We start from the raw sequence: 17560 nt of genomic DNA, 5'->3' as shown, positions 1-17560 counted from the left end.
CGGATTCAGGCCGTGAACTCGTAATCGTCGATCGGGAAGCGGCGGGCGCGCCAGTACGTGTGCAACGTGGTGGCCGGCCGTAACGGCACATCGCCGTTCTTGTCGAAGTAGTAACTCCTGGCGTCCTTGCAGGTGTCCTGCCAGAAGATCTGCCGGTGCCGTTTGCGCATCATCTCGGCGAAATAGCGGTCGTTGGCCTCCGGTTTGACCTCGACGCGTCGCGCACCCCTGCGGCGGGCGTGTTTGAGGCAGCGCACGATGTGGTGCGTCTGCGCCTCGATCAACGCGAAGTACGAGTTGCCGACGTACCCGTAGGGGCCGAACACCGTGAAGAAGTTGGGGAAACCGGGCACGGAGACGCCCTCGTAGGACTGCAGCCGCCGATCGCTGAAGTACTCGCTCCACGATCGGCCGCCCGATCCGGTCACTGGATAGGTCGGATTGTCCTCGACGTCCATCACCTTGAAACCCGTTGCCAGGATGAGCACGTCGACGTCGCGGGTCTCACCGTCGACGGTCGCCACCCCCGATCCGGTGATCTTGTCGATCGGCTCGGTCACCAATTCGACGTTGTCGCGGTTGAACGTCGACAGATACGTGTTGTGGAAGCCGGGGCGCTTACAGCCGACGGCGTAGCGTGGGGTCAGCTTGTCGCGCACCTCCGGATCGTGAACCTCTTTGCGCAGGTACGACTCACCGAACTTCGCCATGTTCTTGGCCATCGGATTCAGGGTGAAGTACTGCGCAGGCAGGGTGAACGTGAGCTCGACGTAGATCTGGCTGAGCACGCGCTGCACAAGATGGCCGCCGGGCAGCCGCATCATGCGTCGCGCCATCGGCGACAACGGCATATCGAGTTTGGGCAGACACCAGATGGGGGTGCGCTGAAAAACGCTGAGCCGCTCCACGATTGGCGCGATCTCCGGAATGACCTGCACCGCGGAGGCGCCTGTACCGATGATGGCCACCCGCTTACCCGCCAGGTCCTGCTCGTGGTCCCACCGCGCGGTGTGCATCGTGACACCCCCGAACGAGTCCACACCGTCGATGTCGGGATAGTTCGGCGTGATCAGCACACCGCTGGCATTGACGAGGAATCGCGCGGTGACCGACTCGCCGGTGTCGAGCTCGACGCGCCACAAACTGTCGTCATCGTCGAACCTCGCGCCAAGCACCTTGGTGTTGAAGCGGATCTTGGGGCGCAGGCCGTACTTGTCGACGCAGTGCTCGGCGTAGGCCTTCAGCTCCTGTCCGGGTGCGTAGGTGCGCGTCCAGTTCGGGCTCTTCTCGAAGGAGAACTGGTAGGAGAACGACGGAATGTCCACGGCGATACCGGGATACGTGTTCCAGTACCAGGTGCCGCCGGGGCCCCCGCCCGCCTCGATCACGAGGTAGTCACCCATCCCGGACTTGTCGAGTTTGATCGCGGTGCCGATACCGGAGAATCCGGCGCCGACAATGACGGTGTCGTAGTCGGGTGCTGTCATCGCGGGCACTCCTGCCGTCGTCGGGCGATGATGTGCGCGCCGTTTTGGGCCGCAACATCACCGTTGCTCCATGGCCCACGCTAAACGCCCGCCCCTCTGTTCGGTAGCCCTGCGTCTATCCCGCGCTCAAACGCTGATACTGCTCCAGCGCGGACCGCTCACGTGGTTGCTCAGCAGCTTGCCGTCCTCACGCACCGCCCACACCGCCGTGCCGGTCATCTCGATCGGCTGCTGATCGGGCGCGGTGCCCGCGAAACCGTTGTTCCGGCCCGTGAGCAGCCACCTCGAGACCACCCGGCTGCCGTCCGCGTTCTGAAACGACTCGGTGACCTCCAGGTGCAGATCGGCCATCTTGGCGAGGAATCCGTCGATCCACTTCTTGAAGTTCTCGCGGCCGGTGACCGCCTGACCGCCGGTGACGATCACGAAATCGTCGACGACGAACCGGTCCACCGCCGACGAGTCGTGGGCATTCCACACCTCGTCCCAGAAGCGGTGCACGATATCGACGGAATTGGTCACGTGGAGTGCAACGCCGCCCGTAGGGCGTTCATGCCCCGCTCGACGGCCTCGGTGGCCGCCGGCACCACGCCGTCATACCCGGCATAGCCGTGGATGAGCGTCTCGGCATTGTGCAGCTCAACGGGCACACCTGCGGCGGAGAGCAGCTCGGCGTATCGCACACCGTCGTCGCGCAGCGGGTCGTGGCCCGCGACCGCGATGTAGGCAGGCGGCAGTCCCGTCAGGTCGCCGGCACGGGCGGGCGCCAGCGTCGCGGGAATGTCCGTCATGTCGAGATCGCCGATGTACCAACGGCTGCAGCCCTTGCAGCCCTCCAGGTCGAGGAGCGGCGCGTTGGCATTCTCGCTGAACGACGGCAGCGACGTGTCGAACGTCGTCGCCGGATACCACAACAGCTGGAACACAATTCGCGGTCCACCGGCATCGCGCGCCAGCTGAGACACCACGGCGGCCAGATTGCCGCCCGCGGAGTCGCCTGCGACGGCCAGCCGACCCGGATCGGCACCGAGCTCGGCGGCGTGCTCGGCCACCCATCGCGTTGCCGCCCAGGCGTCGTTGACGGCGGCGGGGTAGGGATGCTCGGGCGCCAACCGGTAGTCGATCGACACGACGATCGCGTCCCCGCCGACCACGTGCCGCCGCGCGAAGCCGTCGTAGGTGTCCAGATCGCCGACCGACCACCCGCCGCCGTGGATGAACAGCACCACCGGCAGCGGGGTGTCGTTGTCGGCGGCCGGACGGTACACCCGAGCCGGAATCGGACCCCCGGGTCCGTCGATCGCGCGGTCCTCGCTGCGCACCTCGGGATGGACCTCGAGACGGGGGATCTCGCGGAACCGCCGCCGCGCCTCCTCGACTCCTCCGTCGGTTGTCAATTGAAACGGAACCGCTTCCATTACCTTCAGCAGAATGGCGTCGACGGCCGGCTTCTCCTCAGCGATTGACATGGGGACACGGTACGCACACCCGCGAACCAGGCTTCTGTGGGTGGCGGCCGCGGTCGTCGGCGCCGTTTACGGCGTATTTCTGATCGTCACGGCGCTGCGCCTGCCGTCCGGCGCCGAGCTGACCGGCCAGTTCGCGCTGCAGCCCGCGGTCAAGGCGGCCGCGGCGGTGCTGCTGGCCGGTGCCGCGCTGACGCATCCGATCGCCCGCGAGCGGCGCTGGCTCGTTGCGGCGCTGATCTTCTCGGCCGCGGGTGACTACCTGCTGGCGATGCCGTGGTGGGAGCCGTCGTTTGTGCTGGGTCTCGGGGCCTTCCTGGTGGCGCATCTGTGCTTCCTGGCCGCGTTGCTTCCATTGGCCCGCCGGTCGGGGCCCCGGTTGGCGGCCGCAGCGGTCCTGGTGGCCGCCTGCATCGCCCTGCTGGTGTGGTTCTGGCCGCGGCTGATCGCCGAGGGGATGGCGGTACCGGTCACGTTGTACATCGCGGTCCTCGGCGCGATGGTGTGCGCGGCGCTGATGGCCCGGCTGCCCACCCCGTGGACCGCACTCGGCGCCGTGTGTTTCGCGGTGTCCGATTCCATGATCGGCATCTCGAAGTTCGTGTTGGGGAACGAGGTGCTCGCCGTGCCGATCTGGTGGGCCTATGCGACGTCACTGGTGCTCATCACCGCGGGCTTCTTCTTCGGCCGCGGGACAACGCCGTCGGTGCGGTCTGCTACCACTTCATAGGTGGTGACCGACCGGCAGCAGGCCGAGCACGAGCCGATCGCGCGCGTGCTCCCGATGCTGACGGTGCCGCACCTCGACCGCGAGTTCGACTACCTGGTGTCCGCGGACCAGTCCGACGACGCCCAGCCCGGCGTGCGGGTGCGGGTGCGGTTCCACGGTCGGCTGGTGGATGCGTTCGTCCTCGAAAGACGTTCGGGCACAGACCATGTCGGCAAGCTCGGTTGGCTGGACCGCGTCGTGTCGGCCGAACCGGTACTCACCCCCGACGTGCGCAGGCTGACCGACGCCGTCGCCGCGCGCTATGCGGGCACCCGTGCCGACGTCCTGCGCCTCGCGGTTCCGCCGCGGCATGCCAACGTCGAGAAGCAGACGCCCCCCGAGCTGAAGCCGCCGTCCGCCACCGTGGTGGACACCTCGGCGTGGCTGGCGTACCGGGGCGGCGAACAGTACGTCGCTGCCCTGCACGAGGGGCGTGCCGCGCGGGCGGTGTGGCAGGCCCTGCCGGGCGAGCGTTGGGCGCAGCGCCTCGCTGAACTGGCCGCCGTGACGGCCGATTCCGGCCGCGCCGCCCTGGTGATCGTGCCGGATCAGCGCGATGTCGATGCGGTGCACGCCGCCGCCGTCGCCCTCTACGACGAGTCTCGTGTGGTGGCGTTGTCCGCCGGTCTCGGTCCCGCACAGCGCTACCGGCGGTGGCTGTCGGTGCTGCGCGGCGCTGCCCGCATCGTGATCGGAACCCGCAGCGCGGCGTTCGCGCCGGTGACCAACCTCGGCCTGGTGATGGTGTGGGACGACGGCGACGACACGCTCGCCGAGCCACGCACGCCTTACCCGCACGCCAGGGAGGTGGCGATGCTGCGCGCCCACCAGGTGCGCTGTGCCGCCCTCATCGGCGGGTACGCCCGCACCGCGGAGGCGCAGGCGCTGGTCCGTAGCGGCTGGGCGCACGATCTGGTGGCCACACGGCAGGAGGTGCGCGCTCGGTCGCCGCGGATCGTCGCGCTCGAGGACAGCGGATACGAGCAGGAACGCGATCCCGCCGCACGAACAGCCCGGCTGCCGTCGATGGCGCTGCAGGCCGCCCGCACGGCACTCGGGTCGGGTCGCCCCGTGCTCGTCCAGGTGCCCCGCCGCGGCTATGTCCCTGCGCTGGCGTGCGGTCGCTGCCGCACCGTGGCGCGCTGCCGGTACTGCACCGGTCCGCTGTCGCTGCCCGCGCGGGACTCCGCGGGGGCGCTGTGCCGGTGGTGTGGCCGAGAAGAGCCCGCGCTGCGGTGTACCCGCTGCGGATCTGACGCCGTCCGCGCCGTCGTCATCGGTGCCAGGCGAACCGCCGAGGAACTGGGACGCGCGTTTCCCGGTGTGCCCGTGGTGACATCGGGTGGCGACGCGATGGTGGCCGCAGTGCCGGGGGAGCCGGCGGTCGTGGTGTCGACACCGGGCGCGGAACCCGTCGCAGCGGGCGGCTATGGCGCCGCGCTGCTGTTGGACACGTGGGCGCTGCTCGGACGCCAGGATCTCCGCGCCTCCGAGGACGCACTGCGCCGGTGGATGGCGGCCGCCGCGCTGGTCCGCAACCGCGGCGACGGCGGAATCGTGGCCGTCGTCGCCGATTCGGCGATACCGACCGTGCAGTCGCTGATCCGCTGGGATCCCGTCGGCCATGCCGACGCCGAACTCGATTCCCGCGCCGAGGTCGGTCTACCGCCAGCTGTGCACATGGCGGTCATCGACGGCTCGCCCGATGCGGTGCGCGCGATGGTCGAAACCGCGGACCTGCCCGCCGGTGCCGAGCCCCTCGGACCCGTTGACTTGCCGCTCGGTGTGCGTCGACCGCCCGGCACTGCGCCGGAGAAACCGGTCGTTCGGATGCTGGTGCGGGTGCCGCGCGACGCCGGACTACCCCTTGCCGCGGCGCTTCGACGCGCGGCGGGTGTGCTCAGCGCGCGACGCGATAACGAGCCAGTTCGTGTGCAAATCGACCCGTTGCACATAGGGTAATCCGGGCACCTATCGGCGCATCGGACAGGAGGTCGGCGTGCGGCGTTTGTTCTCGATGCTGTTTCCGTTGGCGCTCATCGCCGTTGGCGTGCTGTGGCCGGTGGTGTTCCGGCCCGGCGCCGACGCGTCCGAGGTTTCCGACCCGGTGGTTTTCAGTCACTACGAGGTCGACTTGATCGTCAGCGCGGGCGGGCGCCTCGACGCGGTCGAGACCATCACCGCCGAATTTCCGAGTGGACGGCACGGGCTGTTCAAGTACTGGGCGGTCGACAATCCGAATGATCCTGGGGTGCGCCAGATACCGGAGGTCACCTCGATCCTGCTCGACGGGCAACCAGCGCCCTACCAGATGCTCTGGGAGGGCGGCGAACGATTCCGGGTGGCGAAGATCGGCGATCCGGACGAGTACCTGAGCTACGGCACGCATGTCTTCGAGATCCGCTACAACATCGATGGCGTGCTCGATCCCGGAAGCACCGGCGCGGGCAAGTTGTTCGCCTCGTCGACCGGACAAGCGACCGATTCGCCGTCGGTCTTCTACTGGAATGTCATCGCGCAGGCGTGGAACAACGAGATCGAACGCGCGGATGTCACGGTCACCCTGCCCGGTGCGGTCGACCGCGCCCAGTGCTCGGTGGGCTTCGGCGTCGGCAGCGCCTGCGAGGACCTGACCATCGACGGAACCAGGGTCAGGCTGTCGGCGACGGATCTGCCGCCGCGAACCCCGGTGACGCTGCGCGCCGGTGTCGACGTGCCGACCCCACCCCGGGCCGAGGTGCCGTGGTCCTACGTGTGGGACCGCGTGCTCGGCCAGTCGGTGTCCGGCGTGGTGTGGGTGCTCGCGCTCACCGTCGCGGGCGCGATCGGCGGAATCCTGTACTACCGCACCACTGTTGAGCCCTCACCCGGCTTTCCGTTGCAGTACGCGCCGCCGCCGGGTCTCGGGCCCGTGCAGACCGAGTACATCCGCACCGAGAGCGTGCCGAAGAAAGGCCTGACCGCCACGCTGTTCTACCTCGCCGAACGAGGGCTGATCGATATGCGGCAGATCAGTGAGAAGCACTGGAAGATCCGCAGCAACGTCACCGAATGGGGTCCCTGGGCCGACGTCGACCCGGTCAGCAATGCCGTCGCTTCGGCGCTCAACGTACAGGGCCCTGGCAGAGATTTCGACGCCAAGCCGACCGTCAAAGCCGGCAAGAAGCTCGAGAGGGCGAAGACGGATATGACCGCGGCGGTGACCAAGTGGGCTTTCGGCGACGGGCTCATGGTCAAGCGCAAGAAGGAACTGTGGGTGCGCACCGCCAATGCGATCGCCTTCATCCTCATGATCTTCGGGTTCTTCCGCTGGGGCTTCCCTACCACCATGTGGGCGCTGCCTTTCGCGGCATTCTTCCTGTTCTCCGCGGCGTCTTGGAAAGACGGGGTAGGAACCCGGCGCACCGAGGCCGGCCGCGAATTGTGGTCTCGTGCAGGCGGATTCCACCGGATGCTGACCACCGACTCGGCCGAGGCCCGCTTCGACTTCGGCGCCCGCAAGGACCTGTACTCGGCCTACGTCCCGTATGCGGTGGCCGCGGGTGCCGCGGCGTTGTGGGCGAAGAAGTACGAGATGGCGACGGGTACCCCTGCGCCGCAACCGGATTGGTATCACACGACGTCCCCTACCGGCGCAGCCTTCGTCGGCAGCTCCGGCGGGGCGGACTTCGACAGCTTCGAGTCGGCATTGACATCGTCGATCGGCGCGTACACCGCATCCCAGGCGTCGTCCTCCAGTGGCGGCAGCAGTAGCAGCAGCTTCAGCAGTGGCGGCGGTGGAGGCGGCGGCGGAGGAGGAGGAGGAGGCGGATCATGGTGAGATTGCTGCTCGTCATCCTGCTGGTCATCGCGTTGACGGCGCTGATCGTATTCGTGCTGGGCTACAACAAGATCCGCTCCGCGGATGTGCGGGTGAACGAGGCGCTGTCGGGTATCGACGTCGAGCTGACGCGGCGGGCCTCACTGATCCCCAGCCTGGTGCACACGGTGCAGACGTTCGCCTCGCATGAGAAGGGCATCCTCGATCACGTCACCAACGCCCGCGCCGCGCTGACGTCGGCCACCAGCGGCAAGTCGGTGGCGCAGCGCAGCGCCGCCGAGAAGGAGTTGGACAACGCATTGGTGCCGCTGCTGGCGCTCGGCCAGAACTACCCGCAGCTCAATTCGTCGAACAACTTCCTCAACCTGCAGGACAACCTGGCCGATACCGAGAACAAGCTGGCGTTCGCCCGGCAGTACTACAACGATTCGGTGGCTACCCTGAATCGGCTGCTCAGCTCCATCCCGTGGATGTTCGTCGCACCGCTGACCGGCGTGGAAGAGCGCGAGTACTACCAGACGCCGAAATAGGCGCTTCTAGACTGGCTCGGTGCGCCTCGTCTTCGCCGGTACCCCCGAGCCCGCCGTGCCCTCGCTTGCGCGGCTCGTCGAATCGCCGCGTCACGACGTCGTCGCCGTACTGACCCGCCCTGATGCCGCGTCGGGCCGGCGCGGCAAGCCGTCACCGTCACCCGTGGCGCGCTACGCGCTCGAGCACGGCATCCCGCTGCTGCGCCCGAGCAGACCTAACTCCGAGGAATTCGTCGCCGAGCTTGCCGCACTGGCGCCCGAGTGCTGTGCCGTCGTCGCATACGGCGCACTGCTGAAAGAGCAACTGCTCGCCGTGCCGGAACGCGGCTGGATAAATCTGCATTTCTCGCTGCTGCCCGCGTGGCGCGGGGCAGCCCCGGTGCAGGCGGCCATCGCCGCGGGCGACACGGTGACGGGGGCCACGACCTTCCAGATTGAACCGGCGCTCGACTCCGGGCCGGTGTACGGCGTGGTGACCGAGACCATCCAGCCCACCGACACCGCAGGCGAACTCCTTGAGAGGCTGTCCATTTCGGGGGCGCAGCTGTTGGCGACTACCCTCGACGGCATCGCCGACGGGTCGCTGACACCCGTGCCGCAGCCGGCCGACGGCGTCACCATCGCACCGAAGATCACCGTCGAGGAGGCCCGCGTGCGGTGGGACCTGCCCGCCCACGTCGTCGAGCGACGGATCCGCGCCGTCACGCCTAATCCGGGCGCCTGGTCGATGATCGGTGACCTGCGCGTGAAGCTCGGGCCCGTGACTGTCGACGAAGCCGCGGACCCGTTGCCGCCCGGCGCAATCCAGGTTGGGCGGAAGGAGGTGCGCGTCGGCACCGGCTCGCAACCGGTCGTGCTCGGCGTCGTCCAGGCCCCGGGAAAGAAGCCGATGAACGCCGCCGACTGGGCCCGCGGCGCTCGGCTCGACGGAACTAGGCGCGCCGAATGACCCCGAAGACCAACAAGCCCCACAAGAACAGGCGACCCCCGCGGCGCAAGCAACTCGACCCGGCGCGCCGCGCCGCCTTCGACGTGCTGCGCGCGGTCTCCGAAAAGGACGCGTACGCCAACCTTGCACTGCCCGCGATATTGCGCGATCGCGGAATCACCGGCCGCGACGCCGCTTTCGCGACCGAACTCACCTACGGTACGTGCCGCACCCGCGGGTTGTTGGACGCGATCATCGGTGCGGCAGCGGGACGTTCGACGGACAAGATCGACCCCGTACTGCTCGACCTGCTGCGCCTCGGCACCTACCAGTTGCTGCGGACAAGGGTCGAACAACACGCCGCGGTGTCGACCACCGTTGAACAGGCAGGTGTCGAATTCGACTCGGCCCGAGCGGGTTTCGTCAACGGCGTACTGCGCACCATCGCCGGACGCGACGAGCAGTCCTGGGTCGACGAACTCGCGCCGGACGCGCAGACCGATCCGATCGGCCACGCGGCCTTCGTCCACGCGCACCCGCGCTGGATCGCACAGGCCTTCGCCGATGCGCTGGGCGCCGACGCCGGGCAGTTGGACGCGTTGCTCGCCAGCGACGACGAGCGGCCGTCGGTGCATCTGGCCGCCCGACCCGGGGGGCTGACCGCGGAGCAGTTGGCCGAGCAGGTCGGCGGCACCGTGGGCCGCTACTCGCCGTACGCGGTGTATCTGTCCGGCGGTGACCCCGGTCAGCTCGCCCCGATCCGCGATGGTGCCGCACTCGTGCAGGACGAGGGCAGCCAGTTGGTGGCCCGTGCGCTGGCGCTGGCCGAACTGGACGGCCCGGATACCGGACGGTGGCTCGACCTCTGCGCCGGGCCGGGCGGCAAGACCGCGCTGTTGGGGGCGCTCGTCGGGGATGGGCGGGTCACGGCCGTCGAGCCCGCCCCGCGGCGCGCCGACTACGTCGAGCAGAACACCGCCGGACTTCCGGTCGACGTCCGGCGTGTCGACGGCCGGGATCCGGGGCTGGACCCCGGCTTCGACCGGGTCCTTGTCGATGCGCCGTGCACCGGGCTGGGGGCGTTGAGGCGCAGGCCCGAGGCGCGCTGGCGGCGGGTGCCTGCCGACGTTCCGCAGCTGGCCAAGTTGCAGCGCGAGCTGTTGGCCTCGGCGATCCGGCTGACGCGCCCCGGCGGTGTGGTGCTGTACGCGACCTGCTCGCCGCACCTTGCCGAGACCGTCGGCATCGTCGCGGATGCGCTGCGCAGGCATCCGGTGTCCGCGATGGACACGCGGGAACTCTTCGCCCCCGTGGCAGGGCTCGGGGACGGACCGTATGTGCAGTTGTGGCCGCATCGGCACGGCACCGATGCGATGTTCGCGGCCGCACTCAAAGTAGGGTGAGGCGCATGTCGAAGCCGATGATTGCGCCGTCGATTCTGGCCGCCGACTTCGCGGAGCTGGCCGATGAGGCCGCTGCGGTGGCCGGTGCGGACTGGCTGCACGTCGATGTCATGGACAACCACTTCGTGCCCAACCTCACGATCGGGCTGCCGGTCGTCGAGGCTCTGCTCAAGCGGACCGACATCCCGATGGACTGCCATCTGATGATCGACAACCCCGACCGGTGGGCGCCGCCGTACGCGGAGGCGGGCGCCTACAACGTCACCTTCCACGCAGAGGCGACCGACAACCCGGTCGGGGTCGCGCGCGACATCCGCGCCGCGGGCGCGAAGGCGGGCCTGTCCGTCAAGCCAGGCACACCCATCGAGCCCTACCTGGAAATCCTGCGGGAGTTCGACACGGTCCTGATCATGTCGGTGGAACCGGGATTCGGTGGCCAGAAGTTCATCCCCGAGGTGCTGCCGAAGGTCGGCATTGTCCGCCGTCTGGTCGATTCCGGTGAGTTGACGATCGTGGTCGAGATCGATGGCGGCATCAACGCCGACACCATCGAACAGGCGGCCGAGGCCGGCGTGGACTGCTTCGTCGCCGGTTCGGCGGTTTACAGCGCCGAGGACCCCGCCGCCGCCGTGGAGTCGTTGCGCCGCCAGGCGGGTGCGGCGTCCAAGCATCTATGCCTATGAACCTTGAGGCCGCGATGCGGCTGGCGATCGAGCAGTCCGAACGGGTCAAGGGCGCCACGTATCCCAACCCGCCGGTCGGCGCGGTGATCCTGGACAGCGACAACGAGGTCGCCGGGGTGGGAGCGACCGAACCGCCCGGGGGAGCGCACGCCGAGGTGCTTGCCCTGCGTCGAGCCGGGCAGCGCGCCGTCGGCGGCACGGCGGTGGTGACGCTAGAACCGTGCAATCACCACGGCCGCACCCCGCCCTGCGTGGACGCCCTTGTGGCGGCCGGGATTTCGGCGGTGGCATACGCGGTCACCGACCCGAATCCGGTCGCGGCCGGGGGTGCGGCGCGACTGGTCGACCTCGGGCTCGAGGTGGTCGGGGGCGTGTTACGCGACGAGGTCTCCCGCGGACCGCTGCGCGAGTGGCTGCACAAGCAGCGCACCGGGTTACCGCACGTGACTTGGAAATTCGCGACCAGCGTGGACGGCCGCAGCGCCGCGGCGGACGGTTCCAGTCAGTGGATCACCAGTGAGGCGTCGCGGGCCGATGTGCACCGCAGGCGCGCCGTGGCGGATGCGGTGCTGGTCGGCACGGGCACCGTGTTCGCCGACGATCCCTTGCTGACCGCGCGGCTGCCCGACGGATCTCTCGCTGAACGGCAGCCGTTGCGCGTCGTTGTCGGGGAGCGCGAGATCAATCCCGAGGCAAAGATTCTCAACGATGACTCCCGGACGATGGTGATTCGGACGCGGGATCCGCACGAGGTGATCAAGGCGCTTTCGGATCGCACCGATCTGCTGCTCGAGGGCGGGCCGACGCTCGCGGGTGCGTTTCTGCGTGCCGGTGCGATCGACCGGATCCTGGCCTACATCGGGCCGATTCTGTTGGGCGGCCCGATCACCGCGGTCGACGACGTCGGGGTGTTGTCGATCGCACACGCACAGCGCTGGCGTTTCGACGGTGTCGAGACGATCGGTCCGGACGTCCTGCTCAGTCTGGTACCGAACTAGTCGGTTTCAGCGGCCGGTGCTCGATCAGGTCGCGTATACCGTTGGCGCCCAGACGTTCCCGGAATGCACGCACGGTGTACCCGATGACCGTCGCGGCGGTGCGCGCCCGCACCGTCGCCGAACGCGGCAGATGGAACACCGGGCCGATCTCGCCGAGGTAGTCCCCGGCCTTGGCGACCTTCTGCAGTTCCTCACCGCCGCTGGGCAATTCGCGGACGATCTCGAGCTCGCCGTCGGCGACGACATAGATCAGGTCACCCATCGTGCCCTGTTCGAACAACACCTCGCCGGCTTCCAGCTCGACGGTGTCGGGGGGCCGTTCCGTCGACGCGAACTCCGGAACGAGCTCGACGACGCGGTCGGCCAACGGCAGAATCCGGCTGTCGTGGGTCGCCACGACCACCATCCGGTCGCCGCTGGCGAGTTCACGGATGAGTTTCAGCACCTCCTCGACCTGGATGAAGTCCAGGTGCGCGGTGGGCTCGTCGGCCAGGATCAGCGGGGGATCGAGCGCGATCGCACGCGCTACGGCGACCCGTTGCTGCTGGCCTCCGCTGAGATCACCCGGCCGATGAGATACCCGGTCCTCGAGGCCGACCCGCGAGAGCAGCTGTCCCGCACGTTTGCGCGCCGCCCGGCGCGGTTGACCCGCCGCCAGCAGCGGCACCATGACGTTCTCCAACGCGGTCAGGCTCGGCACGAGATTGAAGGCCTGGAAGACGATGCCGACGGTCTCGCGGCGGTACTTGGTCAACTCGTGTCCGGTGAGCGACGCCACGTCGACATCGCCGAACTTGATGGCGCCCGAGGTGGGTTTCAGGATGCCGCCGAGGCACGACAACAGCGTCGTCTTGCCGCACCCACTGGGGCCCATCAGGATCACTAGTGAACCGGCGGACACATCGAGGTTGAAACCGTTGATGGGACGGACGGTGTCGGCGCGGCCCTTGTACTCGACCACCAGGTTCTGGATGCTGAGATCGCCCACGGCTCAGGGACCTCCGAACGCGATGGCTGGGTCGACCGAGACGGCCCGGTGCAGCCCCGTCGCACTGGCGATGAGCCCGATCACGATGGCGAGGACGGGAAGCGCGATGAACGCCTGGCTTGGAATGATGACCTGCATCGGGAACAGCGGTCCGAGCAACATCGAAAGTCCAGCCCCGACAAGCGCCGCCAGCAGGGCGACGATGACCGCCTGCAGCGCGAGCCCGGCGGCGATGCTCTTGGTGGAAACCCCAATCGCCTTGAACACCGCGAAATCTCGCAGCCGTTCCAGCGCCGACAGGTAGATCACCGACCCCACCACGAGCGCCGCGACCACCCACAGCAGAACGGCCACGATCGTGATCGAGTTCACGGCAACTTTCAAGGGGCGCAACAGATCTTCGACGGCGCCGGCGCGGTCGATCGCGCGGTAGCCGGGCGGTGGCTGCTCGAGCGTGCCGCGCACTCCGATCGATGCCACCAACGGCTCCCCACCGTAGACAAGCTGCTGTGCGCCCTCGGTGGTGAGGAACACGTTGGGCAGGTTGGCCAGCGCAGTGGAGTTCTCCACGATGCCGACGATACGCAGCGTGCGCGAGGCGATCTCCACCTCATCACCGATCCCTCGGCCCAGCGTGCTCGATACCGCCACCTCGTCGCGCGTCGACGGCGGGCGTCCCTCGGAGACCGCAGGCATGCCCGGACCGTTCTCGGGGGCACCGAAGATGTCCACGTTGCGCGTCGAGCCGTCGAGGGTGGCCGTACCCCCCGCGTAGGCGAGGGGAGCGGCCGCCTCCACGCCGGGAGCCTGCGCGACTCTGCGTAATTCCACCGGGGCGAAAGGCGTCGCCCCGACGAATGGGCCCGAGGCGCCCGCCTTGACGAGATACAGGTCCACGCCGAGGGAGTCGACGGTCTTGTCCGCTTCGACCCGGAACCCGTTGGCCAGACCGGTCAGAACGAGGGTCATCGCGAAGATGATGGCGGTGGACAGGATCGCGATGACGAATCGCCGTCGTCGCCACTGCATGTCGCGCAGCGCGGCCATCAGCATGGCGGCGACGTTACCGATGCCGACACGTTCGCGGGACGGGTTTGGCTTGGATGTGACCTTCTACGATGTGACCCCGCCGACGACCTTCACCAAGGCATTGCAGAATGCGGGCAGGTCGTCCGGCTTACGGCTGGAAACCAATGTGTTTGGGCCGCGCGAGCATTCGACGACCTCGTTGTCGACCCAATTCGCCCCGGCATTGACGAGGTCGGTTTTGACGCTGGGCCAGGACGTCATCGTCCTGCCGCGTACCACGTCGGCCTCCACCAGGGTCCAGGGTGCGTGGCAGATGACGGCGACGGGTTTACCCGCGTCGAAGAAGTCCTTGGCGAAGGCGACGGCGTCGCCGTTCGTGCGCAGAAAGTCCGGATTGGCAACTCCGCCCGGCAGCACCAACGCGGCGTAATCCGATACGGAGACGGCGTCGGCGGATTTGTCCGCCTCGAACGTGTCGGCCGGAGTGAGGTGGTTGAAAGCCTGGATCTTGCCGACTTCCGTCGATACGAGTTCGGGTGTGCCGCCCGCCTCCTGCACGGCTTTCCAGGGCTCGGTCAACTCGACCTGCTCGACACCCTCGGGGGCCACCAAAAAGGCGATCTTCTTGCCGCTAAGTGAACTTGCCATTGATTCTCGTCCTCCGAAAATTGTTGCCTTCCTCACGCGCATACCCGGCGTGCTGAGCAGCAAACCGGAGCCCCGGCGTCGGTACACTCGTACCAGAGTCAGGCATCGAGGCCTGGCCGTGTTTATCGCCGTATCGCGCTTTCACCGACGAGTTGCGCGTGTGAGCACGAAACGAAGGACGACGAGCATGACTGCATTGCAAGATTGGCTCAGCGATCGCCCCGCGAATCCGTTGCATCCGCGAAATCTCAAAGCCTTGATTTGCGACGCATTTCGGGGCGGTACTGATGACGAGCCGCAAAAGCTTTCCGAACCCACCCTGATGGGGCGGGGACTCGAGCGCTGCTGATCTCCGGCGGATCAGTCCGCTCGGTGGTGGCCGCGCGGCTCCTCGAGTCGCGCGGTCTCGTCGGCGGCCCGACCCGATATCCGCTGGGTAGGCGCTTCAAAGGCCTGCGTCGGCTTGTCGTCGGCCGGTGAGCCCACACGCGAGGCCACCGGTTCGACCACTGGCTCATCGGCGTGCTCATGGCGTCCGCTGATCAGCAGCGCCAGCAGGGCACCGATCACGCACACGACGGCTGTGATCTTGAAGATCTCGCCGTACTGCATCACGTAGGCCTCGACGGAGGCCTGCGCCAGCCGTGTGGTCTCGGCAAGGAATCGGCCACCGGGGGTGTCGGCGTTGATGGGTGGCAGGGCCGCCAGCCGTTCCTCCAGGTACTGGTTGAACTTGTAGAGCCCCCATGCGGACAGCGCCGCGAGGCCGATCAGCATGCCGATCATCCGCGCGACCACGACCGCGGCGGACGCGATGCCGTGCTGAGCGGCCGGGACCACCCGCAGGGTCGCCGAGGTCAACGGACCGATGACCAGGCCAAGACCCAGGCCGGCGATCACCAGGTCGGTGTCCAGCATGGGCAGCGTGATGAACCCGAGGTCGTGATGGGCCGACAGCACATCGGCGCGCCAGCCCGCGACCAGGTAATAGCCGCCCGCAGCGATCAGCAGCCCGGCGCACGCGACGATTCGGTCGCCGACCTTGGTGGCGATCCAGCCGCCGAGCAGCGCACCGATCGGAAGAGCGATGAGGAAGCGCAGCAGCAGGAAGGCGGCCTGGTTCTGGTCCTGGTTGAGCACGCCCTGGCCGAACAGTTCGACGTTGACCAGGGTCACCATCAGCGCCGCCCCCGCAACCAGGGAGGCGCCCAGCGCGGCGAGGAACGGCCGGAAATGCACGCCTGCGGGTTCGATCAGCCGGGTGCGCGCGAACCGCTCCCACACGAAGAACGCCACGGCCGCAACCACTGCGCCGATGATCAACGGCGGACCGTAGCTGGGCAGCACCTGCTTACCGTCGGGGGCCGGGTTGTACAGGCCCCAGGTCGCCAGGCCGAGGGTGATCGCGAGCAGCAGACCGCCGACGACATCGACCTTCTCCGGATGGTCGGTCTTCAGGCGCGACGGCAGGCTGAACTGAATCATCACCATCGCGATCAGCGCGAGCGGCACGTTGACCCAGAACACCGACTGCCAATGGTGGAAAAGCCAGACCAGGCTGATGCCGTAGATGGGTCCGAGCACGCTGCCCAGTTCCTGCGCCGCACCCACACCGCCGAGCACGGCCGCACGATTGCGGGCGGCCCACAGGTCGGCGGCCAGCGCCAGCGTGACCGGTAGCAGAGCGCCGCTGGCGATGCCCTGGATCAACCGGCCGATGACGAGGATGTCCAGATCTGTCGACATCGCCGTGACAACCGAACCAACGGCGAAACCCGCAAGACTGGCTTGTAGCAACAACTTTCGACCGAACCGATCCGACGCCCGACCGAGCAGCGGCATCGCCGCGATGTAGCCGAGCAGATACACGGTGACGATCGGCGTGACCCGCTGGATCTGATTGATGCCGATGCCGACGTCGACCATGATGTCGCGGATGATCGTGACCACGACGTAGGTGTCGAGGGCACCGAGCAACACCGCAAGGCTGCCCGCGCTGATCGCGATGCGCCTGCCCTTTGCCGCCGGGGCGGCGACCTCGGTCGGGGCTTCGGGCGAGGCGGCCATCAGACGGCCGGCTTGGTGACCGTCACCGGCTTACCCCAGTCCGACAACGTCATCGTGAGGCTGGTGTCCTTGCTCGGGTCCAGCTTGGCCTGCACCAGTTCGTGGTTGCCTTCCTCGGCGATCCAGGCGGTCCCCGGCACCGGGCCGGTGGCCCCGACCTGCGGCACGATCTTGTCGACGGCGTCCTTGCTGACGGTGCCCGTCACGCGGACCGTCTTGACACCGTTGATGGTCTCGCGGCCCTCGGCCTTGGGGTCGGAGAAGTTGGACAGCACGTTGGCCAGACCCTTGTCGGGTGACAGGAGCACCGAGGCGTCGTAGATGTCGGCGGCCGGGCCGAAGTCCTGGAACGTGCCGGCCGTGATGGCGCCGTACAGGATGCCGTCGACGACGACGAAGTTCACGCCCTGCAGCTTCTGACCGAGGAACAGGATGTCGGCCTTGCCCTGTGCGGCGACCGCAGGCTGGGTCGTCAGGTCACCCTCGAGGGTTTCGATCGGAAACGAGGCGATGGAACCCTGCACCGTGAGCAGGAGATGCACGCTCGTCTGAGCCTTGGTGGTTTCGGCGGACTGCTTGAGCAGCGTCGCGGCGTCGGGCAGGTTCTTGTTGTCCTCGGACCCGGAGCACCCTGCGAGGAGAGCGGCGGCGGTGACGAGGGCGGCGAAGATCGCCAAGAGGCGGGTCGGCATGACTGCATCGTAGTGGGTCGGCTCACGTGGACGGGGTCGGCGGGCGCGGGTA

16 protein-coding genes are annotated in these 17560 nt (G+C 68.0%); 8 read left to right on the top strand and 8 right to left on the bottom strand.

The genetic code is table 11. The features are described 5' to 3' along the window. Positions 1-5: 5 nt before the first annotated feature. From G6N43_RS18865 to G6N43_RS18855, 3 genes are all read right to left on the bottom strand, one after another. Positions 6-1487 carry a flavin-containing monooxygenase gene (locus G6N43_RS18865; protein WP_083149638.1) on the bottom strand — a complete coding sequence of 494 codons (1482 nt, stop codon included), beginning with the start codon at positions 1485-1487 and terminating at the stop codon, positions 6-8. Positions 1488-1613: 126 nt separating this feature from the next. Further along, the gene (locus G6N43_RS18860) at positions 1614-2009 is read right to left on the bottom strand and encodes an ester cyclase (RefSeq protein ID WP_083149637.1); all 396 of its coding nucleotides are present in this window, start codon (positions 2007-2009) and stop codon (positions 1614-1616) included. Continuing rightward, on the bottom strand, positions 2006-2956 hold the full coding sequence (locus G6N43_RS18855; RefSeq protein WP_083149636.1) for an alpha/beta hydrolase: 951 nt from the start codon (positions 2954-2956) through the stop codon (positions 2006-2008). Before G6N43_RS18855 ends, G6N43_RS18860 begins: the two co-directional genes overlap by 4 nt. Between G6N43_RS18855 and G6N43_RS18850 the strand changes: the two genes are divergently transcribed. The 8 genes from G6N43_RS18850 to ribD are packed head-to-tail and all read left to right on the top strand — an operon-like array spanning position 2919 to position 12084. Continuing rightward, positions 2919-3683, top strand: a complete 765-nt coding sequence (locus G6N43_RS18850) for a lysoplasmalogenase (RefSeq protein WP_083149767.1) — start codon at positions 2919-2921, stop codon at positions 3681-3683. The two genes, G6N43_RS18855 and G6N43_RS18850, sit on opposite strands and share 38 nt — an antisense overlap. Positions 3684-3737: 54 nt before the next feature. Beyond that, positions 3738-5684: a primosomal protein N' gene (locus G6N43_RS18845; RefSeq protein ID WP_083149766.1), complete on the top strand. Its 1947-nt coding sequence runs from the start codon at positions 3738-3740 to the stop codon at positions 5682-5684. 37 nt (positions 5685-5721) lie between these two features. Further along, positions 5722-7542, top strand: a complete 1821-nt coding sequence (locus tag G6N43_RS18840) for a DUF2207 domain-containing protein (protein WP_083149635.1) — start codon at positions 5722-5724, stop codon at positions 7540-7542. Next, positions 7536-8072 carry a LemA family protein gene (locus G6N43_RS18835; protein WP_083149634.1) on the top strand — a complete coding sequence of 179 codons (537 nt, stop codon included), beginning with the start codon at positions 7536-7538 and terminating at the stop codon, positions 8070-8072. The genes G6N43_RS18840 and G6N43_RS18835 overlap by 7 nt, the downstream gene beginning before the upstream one ends. 19 nt (positions 8073-8091) lie before the next feature. Then, the gene (gene fmt, locus G6N43_RS18830) at positions 8092-9021 is read left to right on the top strand and encodes a methionyl-tRNA formyltransferase (protein WP_083149633.1); all 930 of its coding nucleotides are present in this window, start codon (positions 8092-8094) and stop codon (positions 9019-9021) included. Beyond that, positions 9018-10403, top strand: a complete 1386-nt coding sequence (locus G6N43_RS18825) for an RsmB/NOP family class I SAM-dependent RNA methyltransferase (protein ID WP_083149632.1) — start codon at positions 9018-9020, stop codon at positions 10401-10403. Before fmt ends, G6N43_RS18825 begins: the two co-directional genes overlap by 4 nt. Positions 10404-10408: 5 nt before the next feature. Further along, positions 10409-11086 (top strand): ribulose-phosphate 3-epimerase, encoded by a 678-nt coding sequence (rpe, locus tag G6N43_RS18820; protein ID WP_083149631.1) that lies wholly within the window; start codon positions 10409-10411, stop codon positions 11084-11086. Then, a complete protein-coding gene (gene ribD / locus G6N43_RS18815) occupies positions 11083-12084 on the top strand; it encodes a bifunctional diaminohydroxyphosphoribosylaminopyrimidine deaminase/5-amino-6-(5-phosphoribosylamino)uracil reductase RibD (RefSeq protein ID WP_083149630.1) in 1002 nt (333 codons plus the stop codon). Before rpe ends, ribD begins: the two co-directional genes overlap by 4 nt. On the opposite strand, the gene G6N43_RS18810 is transcribed toward ribD, so the two are convergent. From G6N43_RS18810 to G6N43_RS18790, 5 genes are all read right to left on the bottom strand, one after another. After that, positions 12065-13072 carry an ABC transporter ATP-binding protein gene (locus G6N43_RS18810; RefSeq protein WP_083149629.1) on the bottom strand — a complete coding sequence of 336 codons (1008 nt, stop codon included), beginning with the start codon at positions 13070-13072 and terminating at the stop codon, positions 12065-12067. The genes ribD and G6N43_RS18810 overlap by 20 nt on opposite strands. Positions 13073-13075: 3 nt before the next feature. Then, positions 13076-14125 (bottom strand): ABC transporter permease, encoded by a 1050-nt coding sequence (locus G6N43_RS18805; RefSeq protein ID WP_083149628.1) that lies wholly within the window; start codon positions 14123-14125, stop codon positions 13076-13078. Between the two features lie 60 nt (positions 14126-14185). Continuing rightward, complete coding sequence (locus tag G6N43_RS18800; protein ID WP_083149627.1) at positions 14186-14749, bottom strand: type 1 glutamine amidotransferase domain-containing protein; 564 nt, start codon at positions 14747-14749, stop codon at positions 14186-14188. Between the two features lie 360 nt (positions 14750-15109). Next, complete coding sequence (locus G6N43_RS18795; protein WP_083149626.1) at positions 15110-16816, bottom strand: MFS transporter; 1707 nt, start codon at positions 16814-16816, stop codon at positions 15110-15112. Then, positions 16816-17508, bottom strand: a complete 693-nt coding sequence (locus G6N43_RS18790) for an LppX_LprAFG lipoprotein (protein WP_083149625.1) — start codon at positions 17506-17508, stop codon at positions 16816-16818. The genes G6N43_RS18795 and G6N43_RS18790 overlap by 1 nt, the downstream gene beginning before the upstream one ends. Between the last annotated feature and the right edge of the window lie 52 nt (positions 17509-17560).

Source organism: Mycolicibacterium moriokaense (assembly GCF_010726085.1).
In the GTDB taxonomy this organism is placed as follows: domain Bacteria; phylum Actinomycetota; class Actinomycetes; order Mycobacteriales; family Mycobacteriaceae; genus Mycobacterium; species Mycobacterium moriokaense.
Note: the sequence above shows the minus strand (reverse complement) of the source record. Positions and strands in the feature narration are given on the sequence as shown.

Bases quoted from the DNA above. Each gene is read 5' to 3' on its own strand.
- G6N43_RS18865 (WP_083149638.1), bottom strand. From the start codon at position 1,487: ATGACAGCACCCGACTACGACACCGTCATTGTCGGCGCCGGATTCTCC.
- G6N43_RS18850 (WP_083149767.1), top strand. From the start codon at position 2,919: ATGGCGTCGACGGCCGGCTTCTCCTCAGCGATTGACATGGGGACACGG.
- G6N43_RS18855 (WP_083149636.1), bottom strand. From the start codon at position 2,956: ATGTCAATCGCTGAGGAGAAGCCGGCCGTCGACGCCATTCTGCTGAAG.
- G6N43_RS18845 (WP_083149766.1), top strand. From the start codon at position 3,738: ATGCTGACGGTGCCGCACCTCGACCGCGAGTTCGACTACCTGGTGTCC.
- G6N43_RS18835 (WP_083149634.1), top strand. From the start codon at position 7,536: ATGGTGAGATTGCTGCTCGTCATCCTGCTGGTCATCGCGTTGACGGCG.
- G6N43_RS18825 (WP_083149632.1), top strand. From the start codon at position 9,018: ATGACCCCGAAGACCAACAAGCCCCACAAGAACAGGCGACCCCCGCGG.
- rpe (WP_083149631.1), top strand. From the start codon at position 10,409: ATGTCGAAGCCGATGATTGCGCCGTCGATTCTGGCCGCCGACTTCGCG.
- ribD (WP_083149630.1), top strand. From the start codon at position 11,083: ATGAACCTTGAGGCCGCGATGCGGCTGGCGATCGAGCAGTCCGAACGG.
- G6N43_RS18805 (WP_083149628.1), bottom strand. From the start codon at position 14,125: ATGCTGATGGCCGCGCTGCGCGACATGCAGTGGCGACGACGGCGATTC.
- G6N43_RS18800 (WP_083149627.1), bottom strand. From the start codon at position 14,749: ATGGCAAGTTCACTTAGCGGCAAGAAGATCGCCTTTTTGGTGGCCCCC.
- G6N43_RS18795 (WP_083149626.1), bottom strand. From the start codon at position 16,816: ATGGCCGCCTCGCCCGAAGCCCCGACCGAGGTCGCCGCCCCGGCGGCA.
- G6N43_RS18790 (WP_083149625.1), bottom strand. From the start codon at position 17,508: ATGCCGACCCGCCTCTTGGCGATCTTCGCCGCCCTCGTCACCGCCGCC.